22 protein-coding genes are annotated in these 21192 nt (G+C 52.9%); 1 reads left to right on the top strand and 21 read right to left on the bottom strand.

What is annotated here, in order from left to right:
- Positions 1-115 precede the first annotated feature (115 nt).
- The 5 genes from recG to DSM465_RS0101335 form a co-directional block, all read right to left on the bottom strand.
- Complete coding sequence (recG, locus tag DSM465_RS0101355) at positions 116-2164, bottom strand: ATP-dependent DNA helicase RecG (protein ID WP_029760447.1); 2049 nt, start codon at positions 2162-2164, stop codon at positions 116-118.
- Positions 2161-3042: an L-serine ammonia-lyase, iron-sulfur-dependent, subunit alpha gene (gene sdaAA / locus DSM465_RS0101350; RefSeq protein WP_029760446.1), complete on the bottom strand. Its 882-nt coding sequence runs from the start codon at positions 3040-3042 to the stop codon at positions 2161-2163. Before sdaAA ends, recG begins: the two co-directional genes overlap by 4 nt.
- Before the next feature lie 74 nt (positions 3043-3116).
- The gene (gene sdaAB / locus DSM465_RS0101345) at positions 3117-3779 is read right to left on the bottom strand and encodes an L-serine ammonia-lyase, iron-sulfur-dependent subunit beta (protein ID WP_011887118.1); all 663 of its coding nucleotides are present in this window, start codon (positions 3777-3779) and stop codon (positions 3117-3119) included.
- Positions 3780-3843: 64 nt separating this feature from the next.
- The gene (locus DSM465_RS0101340) at positions 3844-5514 is read right to left on the bottom strand and encodes a DAK2 domain-containing protein (protein WP_029760445.1); all 1671 of its coding nucleotides are present in this window, start codon (positions 5512-5514) and stop codon (positions 3844-3846) included.
- 17 nt (positions 5515-5531) lie between these two features.
- Positions 5532-5894, bottom strand: coding sequence for an Asp23/Gls24 family envelope stress response protein (locus tag DSM465_RS0101335; protein WP_008878629.1), 363 nt, complete (start codon positions 5892-5894; stop codon positions 5532-5534).
- A gap of 229 nt (positions 5895-6123) precedes the next feature.
- Between DSM465_RS0101335 and rpmB the strand changes: the two genes are divergently transcribed.
- Positions 6124-6309: a 50S ribosomal protein L28 gene (rpmB, locus tag DSM465_RS0101330; protein ID WP_008878630.1), complete on the top strand. Its 186-nt coding sequence runs from the start codon at positions 6124-6126 to the stop codon at positions 6307-6309.
- Positions 6310-6348: 39 nt separating this feature from the next.
- Here the strand turns inward: rpmB and spoVM are convergent, their stop codons facing one another.
- From spoVM to DSM465_RS0101245, 16 genes are all read right to left on the bottom strand, one after another.
- The gene (gene spoVM / locus DSM465_RS18100) at positions 6349-6429 is read right to left on the bottom strand and encodes a stage V sporulation protein SpoVM (protein ID WP_035497997.1); all 81 of its coding nucleotides are present in this window, start codon (positions 6427-6429) and stop codon (positions 6349-6351) included.
- A gap of 81 nt (positions 6430-6510) precedes the next feature.
- Positions 6511-7158, bottom strand: coding sequence for a thiamine diphosphokinase (locus tag DSM465_RS0101320; protein ID WP_008878631.1), 648 nt, complete (start codon positions 7156-7158; stop codon positions 6511-6513).
- 146 nt (positions 7159-7304) lie between these two features.
- Positions 7305-7961: a ribulose-phosphate 3-epimerase gene (rpe, locus tag DSM465_RS0101310; protein WP_029760444.1), complete on the bottom strand. Its 657-nt coding sequence runs from the start codon at positions 7959-7961 to the stop codon at positions 7305-7307.
- A 3-nt stretch (positions 7962-7964) separates the two neighbouring features.
- Entirely contained in the window at positions 7965-8846 is an 882-nt protein-coding gene (gene rsgA / locus DSM465_RS0101305) for a ribosome small subunit-dependent GTPase A (protein WP_029760443.1), read from the bottom strand.
- 4 nt (positions 8847-8850) lie between these two features.
- Positions 8851-10848 (bottom strand): Stk1 family PASTA domain-containing Ser/Thr kinase, encoded by a 1998-nt coding sequence (pknB, locus tag DSM465_RS0101300; RefSeq protein ID WP_029760442.1) that lies wholly within the window; start codon positions 10846-10848, stop codon positions 8851-8853.
- Between the two features lie 5 nt (positions 10849-10853).
- Positions 10854-11603 (bottom strand): Stp1/IreP family PP2C-type Ser/Thr phosphatase, encoded by a 750-nt coding sequence (locus tag DSM465_RS0101295; protein ID WP_008878635.1) that lies wholly within the window; start codon positions 11601-11603, stop codon positions 10854-10856.
- Between the two features lie 5 nt (positions 11604-11608).
- Positions 11609-12709 (bottom strand): 23S rRNA (adenine(2503)-C(2))-methyltransferase RlmN, encoded by a 1101-nt coding sequence (gene rlmN, locus DSM465_RS0101290; protein ID WP_029760441.1) that lies wholly within the window; start codon positions 12707-12709, stop codon positions 11609-11611.
- A gap of 3 nt (positions 12710-12712) precedes the next feature.
- Complete coding sequence (gene rsmB, locus DSM465_RS0101285) at positions 12713-14047, bottom strand: 16S rRNA (cytosine(967)-C(5))-methyltransferase RsmB (RefSeq protein ID WP_029760440.1); 1335 nt, start codon at positions 14045-14047, stop codon at positions 12713-12715.
- A complete protein-coding gene (gene fmt / locus DSM465_RS0101280) occupies positions 14034-14993 on the bottom strand; it encodes a methionyl-tRNA formyltransferase (RefSeq protein ID WP_011887115.1) in 960 nt (319 codons plus the stop codon). Before fmt ends, rsmB begins: the two co-directional genes overlap by 14 nt.
- 6 nt (positions 14994-14999) lie before the next feature.
- A complete protein-coding gene (gene def / locus DSM465_RS0101275) occupies positions 15000-15473 on the bottom strand; it encodes a peptide deformylase (protein WP_008878639.1) in 474 nt (157 codons plus the stop codon).
- A gap of 16 nt (positions 15474-15489) precedes the next feature.
- Positions 15490-17895, bottom strand: a complete 2406-nt coding sequence (gene priA / locus DSM465_RS0101270; RefSeq protein ID WP_029760439.1) for a primosomal protein N' — start codon at positions 17893-17895, stop codon at positions 15490-15492.
- Positions 17892-19097, bottom strand: a complete 1206-nt coding sequence (gene coaBC / locus DSM465_RS0101265) for a bifunctional phosphopantothenoylcysteine decarboxylase/phosphopantothenate--cysteine ligase CoaBC (protein ID WP_029760438.1) — start codon at positions 19095-19097, stop codon at positions 17892-17894. Before coaBC ends, priA begins: the two co-directional genes overlap by 4 nt.
- Before the next feature lie 49 nt (positions 19098-19146).
- The gene (rpoZ, locus tag DSM465_RS0101260; protein ID WP_008878643.1) at positions 19147-19347 is read right to left on the bottom strand and encodes a DNA-directed RNA polymerase subunit omega; all 201 of its coding nucleotides are present in this window, start codon (positions 19345-19347) and stop codon (positions 19147-19149) included.
- Positions 19348-19349: 2 nt separating this feature from the next.
- Positions 19350-19967, bottom strand: a complete 618-nt coding sequence (gmk, locus tag DSM465_RS0101255) for a guanylate kinase (protein ID WP_011887111.1) — start codon at positions 19965-19967, stop codon at positions 19350-19352.
- 11 nt (positions 19968-19978) lie between these two features.
- Positions 19979-20242, bottom strand: coding sequence for an extracellular matrix/biofilm regulator RemA (remA, locus tag DSM465_RS0101250; protein WP_008878645.1), 264 nt, complete (start codon positions 20240-20242; stop codon positions 19979-19981).
- 56 nt (positions 20243-20298) lie between these two features.
- Positions 20299-21174, bottom strand: a complete 876-nt coding sequence (locus DSM465_RS0101245; protein ID WP_029760436.1) for a YicC/YloC family endoribonuclease — start codon at positions 21172-21174, stop codon at positions 20299-20301.
- Positions 21175-21192: the final 18 nt, after the last annotated feature.

Below are 21192 nucleotides of genomic sequence, written 5' to 3'. Positions count from 1 at the left end.
AACCGTTATTCATGCTTAGTCCGCCGTGAAGCCCAAATCGATGCTCCGAAAAAAAAAGACGCCCATAAAAAACAGCGGGGCGCGCATGCACCCCGACCGCCTCACCGTTCGTCTATCAATCTAGTTTTTCCCCATCAAGCACGCCGGACGCTTCCAGTTCGGCCCGCAACCCGGCGTACGCCTCATCGCGCCAAAATGCTGCGGACGAAACGAGCTTGGCCGCATCGCGGCGGGCGACTTCTAAAATGCGGTAATCATGCACCGGGTCGCCGAATTGGAATTCCGGGAGTCCGCTTTGTTTCGTGCCAAAAAAATCACCCGGTCCGCGCAGCTCTAGGTCTTTCTCCGCAAGCACGAACCCGTCCGTCGTTTCCGTCATAATGTGCATTCGTTCTTTGCCGATTTCCGACTTCGGATCCGCGATTAAAATACAGTACGACTGGGCATCACCGCGCCCGACCCGGCCGCGCAATTGGTGAAGTTGGGCAAGTCCAAATCGCTCAGCATCATAAATGACCATCACTGTCGCGTTCGGAACGTTCACTCCAACTTCAACGACGGTCGTTGAAACGAGTACGTGGATGCGGTTTTCGCTGAACGCTCGCATGACGGCTTCTTTTTCATCGGCCGACAACCGGCCGTGCATGAGGCCGACTTCATATTTTCCACGGTAGTAATAGACGAGCTGACTATGGACATCAATGGCGTTTTGCACATCCAATTTTTCCGACTCTTCAATGAGCGGGCAAATCACATATGCTTGATGACCGCGCCGCAGTTCTTTTTCAATAAAATCAAGCACACGAGCAAACTGGTTATGCTTCACCCAATACGTCTCCACTTTTTTTCGTCCGGCCGGCATTTCATCGAGCACTGAAACATCCATATCGCCAAACGCTGTGATGGCGAGTGTGCGTGGGATGGGCGTCGCCGTCATCATCAACACATCCGGCGCGTGTCCTTTCTCACGCAAAACACGGCGCTGCTCGACGCCGAATCGGTGCTGTTCATCGGTAATGACGAGACCGAGCTGGCGGAACTGCACTCCCTCTTGAATTAAGGCGTGTGTACCGATGACAATATCCACCGTCCCGTCCTCCAATTTCGCAAGCAGCTCTTTGCGCCGTTTTCCTTTCACCGAACTTGTCAACAGCTCGACTGTCACGCCTGTATCAGCAAACAACTCTGCAAGCGAGCGGGCGTGCTGTTCAGCCAAAATTTCCGTCGGCACCATCAGCGCCCCTTGAAACCCGGATAACACGGCGGCATAGAGCGCAACTGCGGCAACAACTGTCTTGCCGGAGCCGACGTCTCCTTGCAAAAGCCGGTTCATTTGCCTCGGTGCACGCATATCATCTAAAATTTCCCTGATGACGCGCCGCTGAGCATTTGTTAACGAAAACGGCAACCCGGAAAGAAACGACGCAAGCTGTTCTTCTGGGAATGAATGGATGATACCGCGCCGTTCGTCGCGCATAACCTTTCTTAGTGCCTGCATTTTCAGCTGATAAAGCAAAAACTCTTCGTAGACGAGCCGGCGCCGCGCCTGATGCAGCTCTTCGCGAGAACGAGGAAAGTGAAGAGCACGAACCGCTTCTTGTTTGTCGATAAGGCGATAAGCGCGGCGCAAGGCAGGCGGCAGCAAGTCAGGAATGTGCATGCCGAACTGGGCGAACGCTGCCTTGATCAACCGGCGCATCGTCTTAACTGTCAGCGGGCTGCGTACCGAATACACCGGCTCAATGCCGGTCGCCTCCGGAGCAGCCCCGAACCGAAGCTCATACGCGTTGATGGTCTGCCGATGCCGATCCCATTTGCCGATTACCGTCACCGTTTCGTTTAAGGTGATTTTCCCCTTCAAATACGGGCGGTTAAAGCAAACGACGGTGATTAAATAGCGGCCAGTCAACAACCGAAAAGAAAGGCGCGACTTTTTTTTTCCGTAATACGTCAGGAGCGGGGCGCTATGCACTTTCCCTTCAACCGTCACCTTTTCCTCATGGCGGACAGCGGCCAAATCTTTTTGTTCGTAATCGTCATACCGGTACGGTGCATAGTTAAGCAACTCGCCGACCGTCGTAATGCCGAGGTCAGCGAGCGCGGCCGCCGTTTCTTCACCGATGCCTTTCACCGCCGTCACTGGTTGCAGCATCGTTTCATTCACTTTGTCGCCGCCGCACCGAAAATACGGGCCGCAATGGCGCGGCCTGCCGGCGTAGCGGCCAGCCCCCCTTGCGCAGTTTCTTTGAGTGCGACTGGCATTGCCGCACCGATACGATACATCGCTTCAATCACTTCGTCGCATGGAATGCGGCTTTTGACGCCAGCTAACGCCATATCAGCGGCGATCATGGCATTCGCCGCTCCCATGGCATTTCGCTTCACACACGGCACTTCAACAAGACCAGCAACGGGGTCACAGACTAATCCAAGCATATTTTTTAACGCGATGGCCATCGCTTCAGCTGCTTGGCTGGGCGTACCGCCGGCCAACTCAACGAGCGCGGCGGCAGCCATGCCGGCCGCTGAACCAACTTCCGCCTGGCAACCGCCGGCAGCGCCGGAAATGGACGCATTATTGGCAACAACATAGCCAAACGCTCCGGCTGTAAACAAAAATTCAATCATTTCTATTCTTGTCGGCTGCAATTTCTCCTTTACCGCGAACAGCGTCCCCGGGACGACACCGGCCGAGCCCGCTGTCGGTGTGGCGCAAATGACACCCATCGATGCGTTCACTTCGTTTGTTGCCATCGCTTTGCTGACGGCGTCCAAAATCGTTTCCCCAGACAAAAATCGCCCCGCTTCAATATAGCGCTGCATTCGCATTGCATCGCCGCCAGTCAACCCAGATCGGGACACAACCCCTTGCAGCCCTCTCTCGACTGCCCGCTCCATCACCTCAAGATGACGATCCATTTGCGCAACAATCTCTTCCCGGCTTCGCCCACTCACTTCTATTTCTTGTCGAATCATTACTTCCGCGATTTTGATTTGCTCTTTTTCAGCTAACTCTACAAGTTCAGCGACATTGCGAAACATTCATTATCCCATCCTTTCTTGACAAAGCACCGCTGCTGTTTCACTTCCATGCCCGTTCGCAACCGCTTTCTTTTTTAATCGACAAGCTTCGTGACCTGAATGATATTTGGTAACTGTTCCAACTCTTGGATAAGATCATCTGACAGCGGCTGGTCGACCTCGATCGTCATCAACGCTTCTTTTCCTTTTTCCTTGCGCGACACTTCCATATGACCGATATTAATCGCATGCTTTGCCAATGTGCTGGCTACTGCTCCAATCGTCCCATATCGATCATTATGCATGATTAGTAGCGCCGGATGATGGCCGGATAACTTCAAGTCAAAGCCATTTAACTCGATAATTTCGATTTTCCCTCCGCCGATGGAAACACCGACAAGCTCGAGTTTTCCTTTATCATCGCCAATCCGCAGACGCGCTGTATTCGGATGATGCGGAATCGCTTCTTCCGTGAAAAAAGATACATCGAGCCCTTCGATGCGAGCAATTTCGAGCGCATTCGGAAGACGGTCATCAAACGTATCAAAACCGAGCAACCCAGCGACGATGGCGACATCGGTGCCATGCCCGCGGTACGTCTCAGCAAACGATCCGTAAAATGAGATGTGCGCCCACTCCGGTTTTCTGCCAAACAGTTTGCGCGCAACAAGACCAATGCGCGCTGCCCCAGCTGTATGCGAACTCGACGGCCCCACCATTACTGGACCGATAATATCAAAGACACTTTTGTATTTCATCGTTGCGACCCCCGTTCGTACAGAAAAAATAGAAGGGAACTCTCCCTTCTATTATCTTAACATATTACTCAACAGAAATGACAAACGGGTATAACGGCTGTTGACCGTTATGTATTTCCACTTCCACTTCATCATGTTCCGTTTCAAGATAAGCAACAATCGTTTCTACTTCCACTTCAGTCGCATCTTCACCGTACAAGATGGTGACGATTTCGCTTTCCTCATCGATAAGCGCATCAAGCAACTGCTTCGTGACCGCGATTTTGTCCTTATCAGCGACGATGATGCGGTCATCAGCCAGCCCCATGTAATCGCCTTTTTGAATCTCGATGCCTTCGATCGTCGTATCGCGCACGGAAACCGTTACTTGCCCCGTTTTCACCCGCGACAGCGCTGCCGTCATCGACTGCTCATTTTGCTCAGCCGATTGCGCTGGATTGAAGGCTAAAAGCGCGGTCATGCCTTGCGGAACCGTTTTCGATGGGATGACAATCACGCGCCGTTCCGAAAGTTCTGCAGCCTGCTTGGCCGCCATCACAACGTTTTTGTTGTTCGGCAGCACAAACACTGTTTCCGCGTTGGCGCTGCGGATGGCATCAGCGATTTCTTCCGTGCTCGGATTCATCGTTTGCCCACCTTCAATCACCGCGTGCGCACCGATGCTTCGAAACAGTTCAGCCACGCCGGCGCCCATCGCCACGGTGACGATACCATATGGCTTTACTTCCTCCACGTCAGCCCGGGACGGAGCTTCCGCCTCTTTGCCGACGATGTTGGCATGCTGTTCGCGCATGTTTTCAATTTTAATATTGATTAGGCTTCCGTAGCGCTGGCCGTAAGTCAATACCTCACCCGGCGTTTCCGAATGGATGTGCACTTTGACTAACTCGTCGTCAGCGACAACAAGCAATGAATCGCCAAACCGGCTTAGCTCGCGACGAAACGTTTCTTCGGAAAACGGATGCCGCGCGAGCTTGTCCTCCTCAAAGCGAACCATAAATTCCGTACAATAGCCAAACTCGATCTCATCGGTGTGAATATGGCTTTGCGCGCTTTGATGGTGCGCCATTTTCACCAAATCATCCATCGACACTTCGGTGCGCGTCGTCGTTATCGTTTCCCCTTTCAAAGCGGCGAGAAACCCTTCGTACACATACACGAGCCCTTGGCCGCCGCTGTCAACAACCCCGACTTCCTTTAGGACAGGCAGCAACTCCGGCGTGCGTTGCAATGCTGCTTTTGCTTCGGCAAGTGCCGCTTCCATTACCGCGACGACATCGCGCTCTTTTTTCGCTACATCAATCGCTTGGCGTGCCGCCTCTTTTGCAACGGTGAGAATCGTCCCTTCGACCGGTTTCATGACCGCCTTGTAGGCCGTGTCGACCCCCGCTTGCAAAGCAGCGGCGAATTCGAAGGCATTCACTTGCTGTTTGCCTTCGACTGCCTTGGCAAACCCGCGGAACAACTGCGACAAAATGACGCCGGAATTACCGCGCGCCCCCATCAACAATCCTTTTGCCAACGCCGCGGCGACATTGCCGATATGGTCGGAGACGTTCGCCTTCACTTCTTTCGCCCCGGACGTCATTGACAAGTTCATATTTGTGCCCGTATCGCCATCTGGAACCGGAAAGACGTTCAGCGCATCGACCGCTTTGGCGTTGTTCGCTAAGTGTGCGGCCCCTTGCTGCACCATATCGGCAAACCGTCTTCCGTCAAGCGTCCTCATTGTCACCGACTAATTCCTCCTTACTACGGATTCGTCACCCGAACCCCTTGAACGTAAATGTTGATTGACTGAACCGCCAACCCGAGCGTTTGGTCGAGCGTATACTTTACTTTTGATTGCACGTTATGGGCGACTTCGGAAATTTTCGTCCCGTAGCTGACGATGATGTACATATCGATATGTACTTCGCCGTTTTCCTCCCGGACGATGACCCCTTTGGAGAAGTTTTCACGGCGCAAAATTTCCGACAACCCATCGCGAATTTGGTTTTTGGACGCCATTCCAACAATGCCGTAGCAATCGACGGCCGCTCCCCCCGCAATCATGGCAATGACTTCATTGGAGATTTCAATGCGCCCATGTTTTGTTTGCCATTCGATCGACATGCTCGTTCCCCCTTTTTCGTATCATCGCACAGCTACTCTTATTGTACTATAATGCTTACCGTTTTCAAAGCGCTCCGGCCACCCACTAGTATTATTTAGCCGAAAACTGAAATATATGTCAAGGATATTTTCTTGAAAGGGAAAAGGCGCGTCTATTGCAATCCCGTCGGTTGTGTGATAAATTATAATAGTGTTTTTAGAGGGATGTTAAAGCAAGGAGGGAAAACGAATGGCAAAATGCTTTGTCACCGGCAAGAAAAAATCGTTCGGCAACACGCGTTCGCACGCTATGAATGCTAACCGCCGCACGTGGAAAGCCAACTTACAAAAAGTGCGCATTTTAGTCGATGGCAAACCGAAACGTGTTTGGGTTTCGGCGCGCGCACTGAAATCCGGGAAAATTAAACGCGTCTAACCATCCAACAAAAAAAGCACCAAAAATGGTGCTTTTTTCTTATCCTTTTCTGAATGCGTTCAACATCGCCCGCACAATCCCACCTAAAAACTTCGGCAGCTTAATGGTATAAAACTTCATCCCGATTCCCTCCTCACACCCATCGTAACGAGCTTCCCATCATTTCCTTATTCAGTATATTCCCGAATTGACCAATCGCAACTACAGGCAGCTGGAGTCGCTGCTCCTTATCATCATTAATATGCCTTCGGAAAACGAAAAAGTACCGGAAGACTGGATAAGTTCGTTACTAATACATAGTGTGGAGCCACGGGAAATATGACAGTTAGTTAACGGATATTTAAATCCGGTGAGCGTGAATTCCGCCACTGTTTCGGAAACCGGGATGTACGATACGTAGCAGTACCGCGCGTCATACATGACCGTATACGTACCAGGCAAATGAACGGTCAACACGTTTTGCCGGTCGACGATTTCAATCGGACGGTCAGCGTATTTCAGCAACAGCTCGACGTTCCCAAACAAATGATCAAGCCGCCCGCCGGTCGCACCGAACAGGCGAATGCAGCGAGCCGTTTGTTCAACCGCCCAATCCAGGGCGATCTCCATATCGGTTTTGTCTTTTTCCGCCGGCCATACGTCAAGGTCTGGAAATGCCTGCTGCAGCTTGACAACGTCCTCGGCCGGCAGCGAATCGAAGTCGCCAAACGCCCGCACCGGCCGAAAACCTGCCTCAAGCAACGTCATTGTACCGCGATCGACGCCGACCCAGCACACATCTTCACCATCATAAAAGCGCAAGTCAGGGAGAAGCTCGCGTGGTCCGCCGCCGACGATATGGATGATCATTCTCTCCCCCCTTTGCCTTTTGCAAGGGCAATGATTGGTTGGTTATGTGCCTTTTTCATCCTGTAAATCGATGTTTGACTGACCATTGCCCTCCTTAGAATGGCAAATGTGAAGTATATTTAGAACGTTGAGCGCCGCCTCTAACGCTATCTGGTGCATACTTCACGGAGAGCGCGAATGGCGGCCGCCCTGTCGGGATTATTGTAAATGGCTGATCCAGCAACAAGCACGTTGGCACCTGCTTCGACGCAAAGCGGCGCCGTTTTCGCGTTGACACCGCCATCCACCTCAATATCGATCTTCTTGTTCTGCTCATTAGCCAGCCGAGCAACCTCGCGGATTTTCGGCACCACAGCCGGAATAAACGCCTGTCCTCCAAACCCTGGGTTGACCGACATCAATAAAACGAGATCAACATCGGCAATTACATGTCGGATCATGTCAACCGGCGTATGCGGGTTTAACACGACTCCTGCTTTGACGCCTTGTTCTTTAATAAAATGGATCGTCCGATGCAAATGCACACACGCCTCGACATGGACGGAAATGAGATCAGCCCCCGCCTCGACAAATGCTGGAATATATCGGTCCGGATCAGTGATCATTAAATGGACGTCCAACGGCAGCTTCGTCACTGGACGAATGGCAGCCACAATCGGCGGACCGAGCGTCAAGTTCGGCACAAAATGTCCGTCCATTACATCAACATGAATCCAGTCGGCCCCACCTTCTTCAACAGAACGAATCTCTTCGGCCAAACGGGCAAAGTCGGCCGATAAAATCGATGGCGCAATCCGAATCATTGTTTAATACCTCGGCTTTCGTTCTTTCATTTCAGCGACAAAACTTAAATAATGGCCATAGCGGTACGGTGCGATGTCCCCGGCCTCCGCCGCTTCGCGCACCGCACATTTTGGTTCAGCGACGTGGAGGCAGCCACGGAACTTGCACCCTTCTCCGTACGCCCGAAATTCTGGAAAGTAATACGGCAACTCATCAAGCTCAATATGGTCAAACTCCAGCGCGCTAAACCCCGGGGTATCGGCAACGAGCCCACCGGCGATCGCAAGCAGCTCGACATGGCGGGTCGTATGTTTACCGCGCCCTAAATGGGTCGAAATATCGCCCGTTTTCAATTGCAAGTCCGGACGGAGAGCGTTGAGCAACGATGACTTGCCGACGCCCGACTGCCCGGCAACGACAGAAACGCGGCCACAAAGGTGCGACATCAGCTCGTCGAGACCTTCTTTTGTCACCGTTGATGTCTCAATCACCTCATAGCCGATGCGCCGGTAATCACGCACATATTGAGCGATCGTCTCTTTCATTCCCCCATCAAGCAAGTCGATTTTGCTAATGACAATGACGGGGGTAATGTTCTTTGATTCGACTAAAACAAGAAAGCGATCTAGCAGCTTGGCGCTGAAATCAGGGCTTACGGCCGAAAAAACTAAAATCGCCTGTTCAACGTTGGCAACCGGCGGCCGCACTAATTCATTTTGGCGTTCACAAATCTCCAAAATATATCCTTCCGCCTCACCCGTCGCTGTAAAGACGACCCGGTCGCCGACAAGCGGCGTCACTTTTTGCTTACGAAACACGCCCCGTCCCCGGCATTGAAACACCTTGCCTTCAGAGAGGACATAATAAAACCCACTTAACGCTTTAATAATTTGCCCTTCTGCCATAGCTTCACTCCTTTTTTCCGCCGTTTTCTGGATACGGAATCGTCCCTTCATCTTTGACGACATTGTTGACAATGACGCGGTAATAGGCCGTCTCCCCGTACGGAATTTCAAACTCGACCGTCTCTGTCACTGACTGTGTTAACTGATATGTTTTATACGGTGTTGTCATATTATGGTTGGCGTCTTGAATGTACAGTTGAGCTTTGACTATTTGCCCCTCTTCCGCCGGTTCATACGGTATTGTGATTTCTTTCACCACCGTTTTTGACGGCTTCGGCTCCGGACCCCGGGAAATAACAACTGTGATCGTCTTTCCTTTTTCCACCTGTTCGCCCGCCGCCGGCGTTTGTGAAATAACAAGCCCTTCCGGCACGTCATCAGAATGCTCATATGTCACCTCAATGCGGAGCCCTTGGTCTTCGACGTAGTCGCGCACACTCTTTTCGGTATAGCCGGTCAAATCTTTGAGCCTCACTTTTTCCGGCCCCAAGCTGACGGTAAAGATGACTTCCGTTTCATCAGGTACGACTTCATCGCCAGCATACGGATATTGATCCAAAATCGTTCCTTCCGGTTTGTCGCTATAGCGGCCGTTGCGCGTGATGCGTGTAAACCCTTCAGCGCGCAGCTCCTTCTCAGCCACCGAAATCTCATCACCAATAAAGCTCGGAAACTCGATTTTCTTCTTTCCGACACTTTTATAAATGATAACGCCAGCCCCTGGCTTCACCGTCATGCCAGCTTCCGGATCAGTGCGCACAACTTTTCCTTCTTCTATTGTATCATCTTCCACATCGATCGTATCCTTAATTTCCAAACCGAGCGCCGATAGCTCTTCAACGGCTTCATCGTACTCTTTATTGGTGACATCGGGTATTGTCACGTCCTTCGGAAAAACAAGATCTGGAATCCAAGTGAGCGCACTCACGCCTACTACACCTAACAACAATAGGGCTGCCGCAAGCCAGGTGATCCACATCCGTTTTCGTTTTGATTTTGGCTTTGGTTTTGGTTTCGGTTTCTGCTTTGGCTCGTCGGCTGTTTTTGCCGATTCGCTCACTTTTTCTTCATCAATGATCGTCTCCTGCTCTAACGCCGCGCTTTCTGGTCGTTTCATAACCGGAATGACTTTCGTCGCCTCATCATCATCAGGGATCGTAAATTTTGCCTCATTGCGCCGCCTTGGGTCAAGCGCTGTCCGGATATCCTCATTCATTTCCTGGGCAGATGGGTAGCGATAAAATGGGTCTTTCGCCATCGCTTTTAAAATAATGTTCTCCACGCTTTGCGGAATCTCCGGATTCCAATCCTTTGGTGATGGCGTTTCCTCCTGCAAATGCTTTAACACAATCGAAACAGCTGATTCTCCAGAAAACGGCAGACGACCGGTGACAAGTTCAAACATGACAACGCCGAGCGAATAAATATCCGACTTTTCAGTGGCAATGCCACCACGAGCCTGTTCCGGTGACAAATAATGAACCGAACCAAGCACCGAATTCGTTTGTGTGATCGTCGTTCCGCTCATCGCCACGGCGATGCCAAAGTCCGTCACTTTCACATTGCCGTCCTCATCGAGCAAAATGTTTTGTGGTTTAATGTCACGGTGGATGATGCCATTCTCATGGGCATGAGCGATCGCTGAGGTCAGCTGATCCATGATGCGGAGTGCTTGTTCGACCGGAAGCGGAGCGTACTGTTGAATGTATTGCTTAAGCGTTGCGCCACGCACATACTCCATGACAATATAATAGACGCCTTCTTCTTCACCAATGTCATAAATGGAGACGATATGCTCATGATTTAAGCTCGTTGCTGCCTGCGCTTCACGGCGAAACCGTTTAATAAACTGTTCATCGTTGGCAAAGTCAAGCCGGAGCACTTTGACAGCGACATCGCGCTCCAAAATGATGTCTCGCGCTAAATAAACGTTCGCCATGCCGCCGCCGCCGATGAGGCTGATGATTTTATAGCGGTCATTCAATCGTTTTCCGATGAGCACGCCGATCACCCACCTTCACGTTCCGATGAAAAATCGATGACCGCCAGCGAAATGTTATCTTCCCCACCCCGCTCGTTCGCTAAATCAATGAGCGCCTCGGCCTTTTCCTCGAGCGTGCCGCCGCTTGTCAAAATATGTACGATGTCCGCTTCTGGCACTTTATTGGACAACCCGTCCGAACATAAAAGAAGCATATCGTCCTCGTCAATCGAGACGGTTTTGACATCAATCTTCACCGCTGGCTCGGTGCCGAGCGCCCGCAAGAGCACATTTTTGCGCGGGTGATGCTCGGCATCTTCCTTGGAAATTTGTCCGCTTTTGACAAGCTCATTGACAAGGGAATGGTCATCGGTCAGCTGCTGGATTCCGTTTTGGTTCAACAAGTAACAGCGGCTGTCGCCGATATGAGCAATTGTGACAAACGAGCTGGTGCAAATCGCAACGACGACCGTCGTCCCCATCCCTTGGCACTCCGGGTGAGAAAGCGCATGGCGAAGCAATCGTTCGTTCGCAACCGCAATATGCGATTTCAACCACTGTTCAGCCTCAGTTGGAGAGGAGAGATGACGCTCTTGCTCCCATTGTTGTTGCAAATATGCGACAGCCATCGCGCTCGCTACATCGCCAGCACGGTGACCACCCATCCCATCAGCGACGACCGCTAAATATTGGCCGCTTTGATTGGCAAATACGCCGCCACTGTCTTCGTTATACTCGCGAATTTGCCCGATATCGGTTCGGAAAACGGCTTGCATCCGATTCACCTCGTCTCTTCTTTTCGCTCCTTCGCGCGAAGCTGTCCGCAGGCGGCATCGATGTCATGTCCGTGTTCGCGGCGAATGGTGACATTAATTCCATGTTTTTTCAACGCCCGTTCAAAGGCGAAAATTTGGTTGCGCGGCGTGCGCACATAGTTGCGTTCCGGCACATAGTTGACCGGAAGGAGGTTCACATGGCATTTCAACCCTTTCAGCAGCTCAGCGAGCTGCTCGGCATGCTCAAGCTGGTCATTCACCCCGCCAAACAGCCCATATTCAAATGTCACGCGCCGCCCCGTTTTTTCAATGTAATACCGAACCGCCTCCATCAGCTTTGGCAACGGGTACGCCTTATTGATCGGCATGAGCTTCGTCCGCAGCTCGGTCGTCGGCGCATGCAACGAAATGGCGAAATTAATTTGCATCCCTTCATCGGCAAATTGATAAATTTTCGGGATGATGCCGCTCGTAGAAACGGTAATATGGCGAGCGCCGATGTTCAGCCCTTTCGAATGGTTGACAATACGCAAAAACTTGATGAGCGCATCGTAGTTGTCAAACGGCTCACCGATGCCCATCACGACAATGCTGCTGACACGCTCTTCCGTTTCATCGAGTGCCTTTTGCACTTGCACGACTTGAGCGACGATTTCCCCTGCTTCCAAATGGCGCTTCAGCCCACCGAGCGTCGAAGCGCAAAACGTACAACCGATGCGACATCCAACTTGTGTCGTGACACACACAGAATTGCCGTAGTTATGGCGCATGAGCACCGTCTCGATCGAATAACCATCGTGCAGCTCGAACAAAAATTTGATCGTGCCGTCTTTTGATGTTTGCTTCACGATCGTTTTTAACGTGGTGATCGAAAACGCCGAGGCGAGCTGTTCGCGCAGTCGTTTGGGCAAGTTCGTCATCTCAGCAAAATCGGTAACACGCTTTCCATACAGCCACTCATAAATTTGCGTGGCACGAAACGGTTTTTCACCGTGAGCAACGAGCCATTCCTTCAATTCATCAAGCGTCAGTGAATAAATCGACGGCAACGGTAGCAGCTGCGCTTCGCCGGTGGACCGGCGGGCAGCCGTATTCGTCATTTCCACTTACTACCCCTTCTTTCGTAACCGGGCGATAAAAAACCCGTCGGAATCAAAATAATGCGGCAGCAATTGCAGCATGCCTTTTTGAACATACGGCCGTACCGCATCCGGCAGCCGCTCAACGAGACGGTCGTCGAGCGAAAAATCCGGATGATCGGCCAAAAAGCGGGCGATGGCTTCTTCATTTTCTTCACGCTCGATCGTACACGTGCTGTAGACAAGCGTGCCCCCTTTTTTCAAGAGCGGGGCAGCCGCCCGCAAAATGGCTTGTTGAATCTCAACAAGCGCCGCGACATCATCGTTCCCTTTTGTGTACTTGATCTCCGGTTTGCGGCGGATGACGCCAAACCCGGTGCACGGTGCATCGACTAAAATACGGTCAAACGACTCAGGAGCGAACCGCTCGCCGAGCCGGCGGCTATCAAGGGCGAGCGTCCTGATATTGTCAAGGCCGAGCCTTTGCGCTTGTTGTTCAATGAGCTTCACTTTATGCTCGTGAACATCAACAGCAACCACTTCGCCGCGGCCGTCCATCCGTTCAGCGATATGGGTCGTTTTCCCCCCCGGCGCCGCACAGCAGTCGAGCACCCGTTCCCCTGCCGCCGGGTCGAGCGCGCGGGCGACGAGCATCGAGCTTTCATCTTGGATCGTCAGCCAACCGGAGTGAAATGCCTCCGTATGAGCGAAATTCCCGTTTTCGGCTCGGATGGCCTCCGGAGCAAGAAGACCTCGAACAGCCTTCACTCCTTCGCTGCCAAGCCGCTCAAGCGCTTCCTCCACCGTCGCCCGCATCCGATTGACGCGGGCGGTCGATTGTGGCGGACGCAAATTCGTCTCGCACATGCGCGCCGTCTCCTCAGGACCGTATTGCTCGATCCAGCGACGGACAAGCCATTCCGGATGGCTTGTGGCGACGGCGAGCCGCTTTGCAGAATCGTTAATGGCATCAAGCGATGGCAGCCCCTCGCGGCCAATGGTGCGCAAGACACCGTTCACAAGCGAAGCGATGCCGCGATGGCCGCGCCGTTTGGCGATTTCCACCGCTTCAAAGATGGCGGCGTGATCCGGAACGCGATCTAAATATACCATTTGGTACAGCGTCAGCCGCAGAAGCACGCGCACCCATTGCTCAAGTCGGCGCGCCTTGCGCAAAAACGGTGTCAAATAATAATCGAGCGTATCGCGCCGCTGTATGGTGCCGTACACGATTTCTGTCAGCAACGCCGCATCGCGCCCGTCAAGACGCCCTTTTTGAATGGCGTTGTTCAGTTGCAAATGGCTGTAAGCCCCTTTTTGTTCGATGGCCAACAGCGTGTCTAAAGCAAGTTCACGTACGTTCATTGTTCTCTCCTAGCTTCGTGCCGACCGCAAGCCGGCTGCCAGCACCGCGCAAAAACTCGCTGGCCGCCATTCGCTTTTTGCCGGCCGGCTGCAATTCAGTAATTTTAATGGCCGTCTCACTGCCGGTGGCGACGACGATGCCGTCTTCCTCAAGCGATAAAATCGTGCCTGGCGACGCTAAGCTTGGCGCCGGCACTTTTTCGCCCCACCAGATTTTCCAAACGTTCCCGTCGTATGTCGTATACGTAACCGGCCACGGATGAAAAGCACGGATATGGTTGTAAATCGCCTCACCAGGCTGCGCCCAGTCAATCCGCTCTTGTTCACGCCGGATATTCGGAGCATATGTCGCTTTCTCTTCCTCTTGCGGAATAGGCGCAAGGTTACCTTCCAATAAAAGCGGGAGCGTTTCTGATAATAGTTTAGCCCCGGCAGCGCTCAATTTATCATGCAGTGTGCCGACGGTATCGGTTTCTTCAATCGGCACTTCGACTTGCGTCAACATGTCGCCGGCATCCAACTTTTCCGCCATATACATAATCGTGACACCTGTTTTCGTTTTCCCTTGCCAAATGGCATAATGGATCGGCGCACCGCCGCGCAGCTCGGGAAGAAGCGAGGCGTGAACATTAATGCAGCCATATTTGGGAGCGTCAAGCAGAGCCTTAGGCAAAATTTGTCCAAATGCCGCGGTCACGATCAAGTCAGGCGCAAACGCCAGCACTTGTTCGTATTGTTCCGGTTCACGAATTTTCGTCGGTTGCAATACCGGGATGCCGTGTTTTTGCGCCTCGACCTTAACGGGGGGCGGAACAAGCTCGCGCTTTCGCCCTTTCGGCTTGTCCGGCTGCGTAACAACGGCAACAACCCGATACCCGTCATCAAGCAGCTGCCGTAAAACCGGCACCGCAAAATCAGGCGTTCCCATAAAGACAATGTTCGTCATCAGCATCTACCCTTCCAATTCTTCAAGATCGCAGTAACGGATCACTTTCGATGTAAACAACACGCCGTGCAAGTGATCGATTTCGTGCTGCAAGGCGCGCGCTAAAAAGCCGGTCGCAGAGAGTGTAAACAGACGGCCGCGCCGGTTTTGCGCCCGCACTTTCACATAATTGGCGCGCGGCACTTCGCCAAACAGACCAGGAAAGCTCAAGCAGCCTTCAACATCAATTTGTTCACCGCGCGCTTCGATGATAACTGGATTGATAAGCTCAATCCGGCCATGCTCATCGCCGATATCGACGACAGCAACCTGTTTGGCAATGCCAACTTGCGGGGCGGCCAAGCCAACTCCATCAGCGGCAATCATCGTCTCATACATATCGTCAAGCAACCGGCCGAGCTGGCGGTCAAAGACCGTCACCCGCGCGCACGGTTGTTCCAAAACTGGAGCAGGATAGGTGACAATCGGCAATACAGACAACGTCATTCCTCCATTTTCACATCATCATATACGGGTTCGTATCGACGGTAATCGCCACCCCACCGTGGGTGGCATCCGCTTGATAACGATCGATGACCGCTTTCAGCGCCGCCGTTATGTTCGGTTCCCGTTTGTATTTTATCATGCATTGGTAACGATATCTATCATGAAGGCGAGCGATCGGTGAGGCGACCGGGCCGAGGACGACCGTTTCATTCGACAGTTGTTTGCGCAAATAGGCAGCGATTTTTTCGGCCGCTTTGGCGGCGGCCGGCGCTTCCTCGTGAGCGACGGTAATGAGCGTCAAATAGTAGTATGGCGGATAGCCATGCGCTTTGCGCAGCGTCATCTCCCGTCGGTAAAAGGCGCGATAATCGTGGCGGGCGGCGAGCTCAATGCTGTAGTGATCCGGCGTATACGTCTGGATGACGACTTCACCGGGAAGCTCATGCCGTCCGGCGCGCCCGCTCACTTGCGTCAGCAGCTGAAATGTTTTCTCTGCGGCGCGAAAATCGGGCAGATGAAGCATCGTATCGGCCGCAAGCACACCGACGAGCGTCACGTCAGGAAAATCAAGCCCCTTGGCGATCATTTGCGTGCCGAGCAAAATATCCGCCTCTTTGGCAGCAAAGCGGGAGAGCAACTCTTCATGCGCCCCTTTCCGCCCCGTCGTATCGACATCCATGCGGATGATGCGCGCCTTCGGCAACAGCTTGACCAACTCTTCTTCCACTTTTTGCGTGCCGGTGCCGAAAAAGCGGATATGTTCGCTTCCGCACGATGGACAGCGAGGAACTAGCGGCTCTTCGTAACCGCAATAATGGCATTTCATCCTCTCTCCCGCGCGATGATACGTAAGCGAAATGTCGCAATGCGGGCAACAGATGACATAGCCACAGCCGCGGCACATGACAAACGTCGAATAGCCGCGTCGATTTAAAAACAATACCGCCTGCTCGCCGCGTTCCAGTCGAAGACGCAGCTCATCAAGCAATCGCCGTGAAAACATCGAACGATTGCCGCTGCGCAATTCCTCGCGCATATCGACAATATGGACATCCGGCATGCCGCGATCAGCAATCCGCTCCGGCAGTTCAAGCAGCTCATACACCCCTTTGACGGCACGTGCGAACGTTTCAAGCGATGGAGTGGCGCTGCCGAGCACGACCGGACAGCGGTGGCGGCGGGCGCGGTAAATGGCAACATCCCGCGCATGGTAGCGCGGCATTTCTTCTTGCTTATAGCTCGTCTCATGTTCCTCGTCGATAATGATCATCCCTAAGTCTTCAAACGGGGCAAATACTGCGGAACGCGCACCGACAACAAGCTGTACCTCTTTCCGATGGATTTTCCGCCATTCATCATATTTTTCGCCGACTGACAGCCCGCTGTGGAGCACCGCTACTTTCGGGCCGAACCGGCCTTTAAAGCGCTCGACCATTTGCGGCGTCAGCGAGATTTCCGGCACGAGAACGATCGCCTCTTTCCCTTGGCGCAACACTTCTTCAATCGCCTGCATATACACTTCCGTTTTCCCACTGCCGGTGACGCCGTAAAGCAAAAACGTACGGTGCTCCCTAGCGCGCACCGAAGCGGTAATTGCCGCCAACGCCTTGGTCTGCGCTTGGGTGAGCGTCGGCGGTTCGCTTGGCTGAAACGTACGATGTTCGTACGGATCGCGATAAACTTCAACATCGCTCATCGCAATCAGCCCTTTGCCGACGAGCGCTTTAAGCGGTGCAGAGGAAACACCAAGCGCCGCTTGTAGCTTGGCGACCGGCACCGCTTCCTCTTTTTCAAGCAAAAACGAAAGCACGTCTTTTTGCCTTGCCGGAAGCGCTGCCAGCGCGTCTTTCGCCTGCTCTGCTGGAACAGCAAGAACAACATGCTTCACCGTTTTCTTCCCAGCTTTTTCTTTCACTTCGTAGACCGCTTCAAGCACGCCTTGCTGCACTGCCCTTTGTGCCGCCCGCCATAAGCCGGCCGTCTCGACGTCTTTCCAAGCGACTTCTACTCGGTTGGCAAACAGCGGCTTTAAGTCGTCCGGCAGCATCTCGCGCTTTCGTTCATCCGTTAGGCGGAGCAGCTTTTCATACTTCGCCCGCATCGCCGCCGGCAACATCGCTTGATACGCCGAAATGGCAAAACAGAGCGTCGTTTCCGTTAAATAGCGGCCGAGGTCAAGCAGTTCTTCATTTAATACCGGCACGACATCAAGTACATGTTCAATCGGCTTTAACTGCTTGATCTCAGAGTGATCTTTTACTCCAATGACAAACCCTTGCAGGCGTCGCGCTCCGAACGGCACCGTCACCCGCATTCCCGGCTGGATGATGCCGCGCCAGCGCTCAGGAATCAAATAGTCGAACGGGCGGTCTGTTTGCCGCGTCGGGACATCGACAATGACCGATGCAACCTTCATCGAATCCCCTCGGTATACGCGTGAATTTCTTTTAAAATTTCCTCAGCGGCCTCTCGTTTCGTCATGAGCGGCAACGGACGAGTGGCGCCGTCGCGGCGGAAAATCGTGACGATGTTTGTATCACCGGCAAACCCCGCCCCTTCTTCAGTCACATTGTTGGCAATGACAAGGTCAAGCCGCTTTTCTTCAAGCTTTTTCAACGCATACTGTTCGAGGTTGTCCGTTTCGGCCGCAAATCCGACTAGAATTTGCCTTGTTTTCTGCTCGCCAAGTGTTTTTAAAATGTCGATCGTCCGCTCCATCTCCACAACATAATCGCCGGGCTGCTTTTTAATTTTTTCCGCCGCGACGTATTTCGGCCGATAATCAGCAACTGCCGCTGCCTTAATGACAATGTCCGTTTCCGCAAAGCGAGCCATCACCGCTTCATACATTTCAGCAGCCGACTCAACCGGCACTATCTCGACGCCATCGGGTGCCGCAAGCGCCGTCGGGCCGGAGACAAGCGTCACCGAAGCGCCGAAGCGGGCTGCTGCTTCGGCAATCGCATAGCCCATTTTGCCGCTCGAATAGTTGGAAAAATAGCGAACCGGATCGAGCTTTTCCCGCGTCGGCCCGGCAGTGACAAGGACGTGCTTCCCGCGGAACAACGGCGGATCGTCTGCGAAAAAGCGCTCGATATGGGCGATAATTTTTTCCGGTTCCTCCAGCCTCCCTTTGCCGATATAGCCGCACGCCAAATAGCCTTCCGACGGCTCAATGAACCGGTAACCGAACCGGTACAACTGCTCGATATTTGCTCGGACGGCCGGATGCTCGTACATATGAACGTTCATCGCCGGGGCGATCCACACCGGCGCTTTCGTCGCCAAAATCGTCGTCGTCACCATATTGTCGGCGATGCCGGCAGCCAGCTTGGCGATCGTATTGGCTGTCGCCGGGGCAACAAGGACAAGATCAGCCCAGTCAGCCAAATCGATATGAGCGATAACGGCCGGGTTGTTTTCGGCAAACGTGTCGATATATACTTCTTGGCGCGACAACGCTTGGAACGTAAGCGGAGTAATAAACTGGCACGCCCCTTCGGTCATGATCACTTTCACTTCCGCGCCGCGCTGGGTTAACTGGCTTGTCAACGCCGCCGCCTTATAGGCGGCCACCCCTCCGGTGACGCAGAGCAAAATATGTTTCCCCTTCATCATCTTCGCCACCCCCGATATTGAAAAAAATAACAACCTAACAGCTAGGTTGTTATTTTTCTTCTTCCACTAATTCAACCTTGTCGCCGGCAATTTCCTCTAATGCCTGGCCGACAAATTTTTTCGACACTGGCTTGTTCACCATCAGCTCCGAGCCGTCTTGAAGCTGACGCGCCCGTTTCGCGACAACCGTAACAAGCTTATATTTCGAATCCACTTTTTTCATAAGCAAATCGATGGAAGGATACAACATCGTCATTCCACCTCCAACATCCGTTTATATCGCTCGGCGACGCGCTCACGCCGACAATGTTCGGCCATGACGATCGCCTTGATTCGCTCGCATGCGAGCTCGATCTCATCGTTTTCAACGACATAGTCGTATGCGTCCATCATTTCCAATTCCTCTTTGGCTGCTTGCAGCCGATTTTCGATCAAATCTTTCGATTCGGTGCCGCGCCCGATGATCCGCTTCTCAAGCTCCGATAAGCTTGGTGGGGCAAGGAAAATAAAGAGCGCTTCCGGGAACGCTTGGCGCACTTTCATCGCGCCTTGCACCTCGATTTCCAAAAATACGTCTTTCCCTTCCGCGAGCGTTTTTTCCACATAGTCGATCGGCGTCCCGTAATAGTTGCCGACGTATTCCGCCCATTCAAGCAGCTTATTTTCACGGATCATTTGCTCAAACTGCTCGCGAGTCCGGAAGAAATAATCAACGCCTTCCACTTCACCTTCCCGCGGCTTGCGCGTCGTAACTGACACCGAATAATGAAGCTCGATGTCTGGTCGCGAAAACAGCGCTTTGCGCACCGTTCCCTTGCCGACACCGGACGGCCCTGACATGACGATTAACAACCCTCGTTCGTTCCTCAACGTTGAAAACCCTACCCTTCCTCGGAGAAATCATCGCTTCCGTACAAGCGGTTCGCCACCGTTTCCGGTTGCACGGATGATAAAATGACATGATCACTATCTGTAATGATCACTGCGCGCGTTCTTCGACCGTGCGTCGCATCGACGAGCTTACCTTTTTCGCGCGCATCTTGGATGATTCGTTTAATCGGCGCCGAATCGGGGCTGACAATCGTAATGATACGGGCGGCCGACACCATGTTTCCGTATCCGATATTAATAAACTTCATCATCATGACACGCCCACCTGCCATATTCGTTATTGTTGCCGCTAGCAAGCCGTTTTAAACGGCTATTCCACGTTTTGCACTTGCTCGCGCATTTTCTCGAGCGCGCTTTTCATCTCGACGACTTGCGCAGCAATGACGCTGTCATTTGCCTTGGCGCCGATCGTGTTCACTTCGCGGTTCAACTCCTGCACTAAAAAGTCCAGCTTCCGCCCGACTGGTTCGTCTGTTTCGAGCGCATCTGCCATTTGCATCAAATGGCTGCGGATGCGTTTCAATTCTTCATTAATGTCTGCTTTTTCGGCAAACACCGCCACTTCCGTGAGCAAACGTGCCTCGTCGACCGCAGCGGGCACCCATTCACGGAGTCGGCGTGCCAGCCGCTCACGGTACTGTTCCACAACAAGTGGCGCCCGCTGTTCAATGGCAGTAACACCAGCCTCGATCTCGTGCAGACGGGCGCGCAAATCGGCGACGAGCGCCTTCCCTTCTTGTTGACGCATGGCCATCAGTGCCCTTGCCGCCTCATCGACAGCGGCGAGGAGAAGCGGCTCGATCTCCTCATTGCCGCCTTCCTCTTCGACGACTTCGACTGCCCCGTTAAGCCGAAGCAACTCGGCTGTCGTCACATTGCCGTCAAGGGAAAACCGCTTGGCTGCTTCCTGCAGTCCAGCCCAATATTGGGCGAGCAAATCCCAATCGATATGTATTTTCCGCTTTACGAGCCCTTCGCCGGCGATCGTGACGAACACTTCGACTTTCCCGCGCCGCACATACGGCAAAATCGCTTTTTTTATTTTATCTTCAAACACGAGCCATTGTCTAGGTAGGCGTATGGAAATTTCGCAAAACCGGTGGTTGACCGATTTCATTTCCACCGTCACCATTAAGCGATCCGTTTTTTTCGTGCTCGTGCCAAAACCAGTCATGCTGTAAACCATGCCATCACACCCGTTGCT

This window comes from Geobacillus thermodenitrificans subsp. thermodenitrificans DSM 465, from assembly GCF_000496575.1.
Lineage (GTDB): Bacteria > Bacillota > Bacilli > Bacillales > Anoxybacillaceae > Geobacillus > Geobacillus thermodenitrificans.
Note: the sequence above shows the minus strand (reverse complement) of the source record. Positions and strands in the feature narration are given on the sequence as shown.